Below are 2,836 nucleotides of genomic sequence, written 5' to 3'. Positions count from 1 at the left end.
CACCTAACGGACTGGAGCTAAGTTGCGTGGTAACGTTTTTACGCGAACGCGAACTTAATTAATAAATTTAAAACTACCACAATCGTATGTTGTGCTTGAATATTTCAACTTTGAATACAAAATTCGCGTTCGCGGTTACCACGTCAACTTGAGCGACTGGTTAGGTGGCAAGCAACATTAATAATTCGGAACTAACCAATAACCATTGATCTGATTATCTACATAGACTAAGTAATGTGTTCCAGTTGAAGCCGGATATGCCAAATATTGATGCACAACTTTATTCCACCCCTTTTTCATCATTACATTATATTCGGAAATGTAAATGTCTGATGACGCATCTTTCACAGAATCCCTTCCAAGAATATTGACGTCCTTAGTGGAGTATATGAAGGAAATATGTTTGGTCATTACTACTGAATCAGACCATACTTCAGCACTATAAAATGTGGAGTCCTTGCAGTAAATTGGAAAAAAAGTAATTCTTCCAATTTGAGCTGATGTGTCGCTAATATTAATACTTCCATTTGACGATTGATAGAGTAGGTTGACAGGTTTCAGACAATCATCTGGTAATGGCAGAACAACGAGTTTAAAATGCCCTAAAGAATCTATTTGACACTGGTCCCAAACAACCTCTACAGCCTTTCCATTCACAGTTTTCAAAGTAGATACTTCTATTCTTCCATAAACTACCTTTGTTGCCGGTTTGATATATCCGTCTAAAAGTAAAATCCGATTATCATTATCTGCTGATTGATTAATGTTGTCACAGCTATTCAGCATTAAGATCAATACAAAAGGTATAAGTGAAATAATTTTGGTTTTCATAATACTCATTCTTGCCACCTAACGGACTGGAGCTAAGTTGCGTGGTAACGTTTTTACGCGAACGCGAACTTAATTAATAAATTTAAAACTACCACAATCGTATGTTGTGCTTGAATATTTCAACTTTGAATACAAAATTCGCGTTCGCGGTTACCACGTCAACTTGAGCGACTGGTTAGGTGGCAAGCAACATTAATAATTCGGAACTAACCAATAACCATTGATCTGATTATCTACATAGACTAAGTAATGTGTTCCAGTTGAAGCCGGATATGCCAAATATTGATGCACAACTTTATTCCACCCCTTTTTCATCATTACATTATATTCGGAAATGTAAATGTCTGATGACGCATCTTTCACAGAATCCCTTCCAAGAATATTGACGTCCTTAGTGGAGTATATGAAGGAAATATGTTTGGTCATTACTACTGAATCAGACCATACTTCAGCACTATAAAATGTGGAGTCCTTGCAGTAAATTGGAAAAAAAGTAATTCTTCCAATTTGAGCTGATGTGTCGCTAATATTAATACTTCCATTTGACGATTGATAGAGTAGGTTGACAGGTTTCAGACAATCATCTGGTAATGGCAGAACAACGAGTTTAAAATGCCCTAAAGAATCTATTTGACACTGGTCCCAAACAACCTCTACAGCCTTTCCATTCACAGTTTTCAAAGTAGATACTTCTATTCTTCCATAAACTACCTTTGTTGCCGGTTTGATATATCCGTCTAAAAGTAAAATCCGATTATCATTATCTGCTGATTGATTAATGTTGTCACAGCTATTCAGCATTAAGATCAATACAAAAGGTATAAGTGAAATAATTTTGGTTTTCATAATACTCATTCTTGCCACCTAACGGACTGGAACTAAACTGCGTTGTGACGTTGTGTCGCGGACGCAATGGTTGATTAATTTGCCGATAACTACCGTTGACCTATGTTGTGTTTAGAAATTTCAACTTTGAATAACAAAATTGCGGACGCGGTCACAACGTCAGTTTGAGTGACTGGTTAGCCCGCAGCAACTATTTTTTCTTGAGCTACACTGCTGGCGGCTGGCGTAAGCCACGTTGAATTGAACAACAACTTTTGAATGTCAAAGATCTGTTTATTTGTTTTTTTAATTCTACAACAAAGCTCAAATTGAACTGCAAAACTTGAGCAACATTTTATTTTGCCGCCGGCAGAGCGGGCTAACGGACTGGAGCTAACCTGCGTGGTAACGTTCCAGCGCGTGGGATTCTGTTTTTAAATTGCTGATAACTGTTCGTATCGTAAGTTGTCATTTGAGAACTCAACACTTAAAACTCAAAGTGCGCCGCGGTTACCACGTCAGGTTGAGCGACTGGTTAGGCGCCAGAACATTCATTGATAACCCCCTTTTCTTTCGGGAAGAATTTTATACTCTGGCTTTGATTCGATAATATCAAGGATCAAGATTTTTAATTCTCGAAGTAATACGAAATATTTAAATCTCAATTCGTCAGTTGGGTTAAACCAAACAACAGTTTTATCTTTATTCCTGGATTTTATACGTAATGTTTGAGCACCATAATCTGGTAATTGCATTTCGTTTGGTTTAGCAAAAAAAGTATCTGGAAAGTTGAAAAAACCTATTCTCTCGGCTTTCGTTAATATTATTTCTTGTTCTCTCTTCGTAAACCAAAACGATATCTTGATCGTATCTGGAATCAAATCCTTTGTTAAACTCTGTTCAAAAGTATTCACATCATCATAATATCCGTGATGCAAATGAACTTTAACTTCTTGAATATCGTTACCTTTATCAATGTGAGATGTAGAACAACCCACAAACGATAAAAATATTCCAATTAATAAGTTTTTCATTGATGTCGATTTTCTGGCGCCTAACGGACTGGAGCTAAGTTGCGTGGTAACGTTTTATCGCGGCCACGAAATGAATTTTGTAATTTGCTGATTTCTTCCGTAATCGTATGTTGTGTTCTCGTTTTACAACTTTCGATTGAAAACCA

3 protein-coding genes are annotated in these 2,836 nt (G+C 36.7%); all 3 read right to left on the bottom strand.

Annotated elements, in window-relative coordinates:
• Positions 1 to 177 precede the first annotated feature (177 nt).
• Positions 178 to 831: a hypothetical protein gene (locus tag WDA22_17655; GenBank protein MFA5835310.1), complete on the bottom strand. Its 654-nt coding sequence runs from the start codon at positions 829 to 831 to the stop codon at positions 178 to 180.
• A 192-nt stretch (positions 832 to 1,023) separates the two neighbouring features.
• Positions 1,024 to 1,677 carry a hypothetical protein gene (locus tag WDA22_17650; GenBank protein ID MFA5835309.1) on the bottom strand — a complete coding sequence of 218 codons (654 nt, stop codon included), beginning with the start codon at positions 1,675 to 1,677 and terminating at the stop codon, positions 1,024 to 1,026.
• Between the two features lie 530 nt (positions 1,678 to 2,207).
• A complete protein-coding gene (locus WDA22_17645) occupies positions 2,208 to 2,690 on the bottom strand; it encodes a hypothetical protein (GenBank protein MFA5835308.1) in 483 nt (160 codons plus the stop codon).
• Positions 2,691 to 2,836: the final 146 nt, after the last annotated feature.

This window comes from Bacteroidota bacterium, from assembly GCA_041658205.1.
In the GTDB taxonomy this organism is placed as follows: Bacteria; Bacteroidota; Ignavibacteria; order UBA10030; family UBA8401; genus UBA8401.
Note: the sequence above shows the minus strand (reverse complement) of the source record. Positions and strands in the feature narration are given on the sequence as shown.

Excerpts from the sequence above, each read along its gene's own strand:
- WDA22_17645 (MFA5835308.1), bottom strand. The coding sequence starts at position 2,690 with ATGAAAAACTTATTAATTGGAATATTTTTATCGTTTGTGGGTTGTTCT.
- WDA22_17650 (MFA5835309.1), bottom strand. The coding sequence starts at position 1,677 with ATGAAAACCAAAATTATTTCACTTATACCTTTTGTATTGATCTTAATG.
- WDA22_17655 (MFA5835310.1), bottom strand. The coding sequence starts at position 831 with ATGAAAACCAAAATTATTTCACTTATACCTTTTGTATTGATCTTAATG.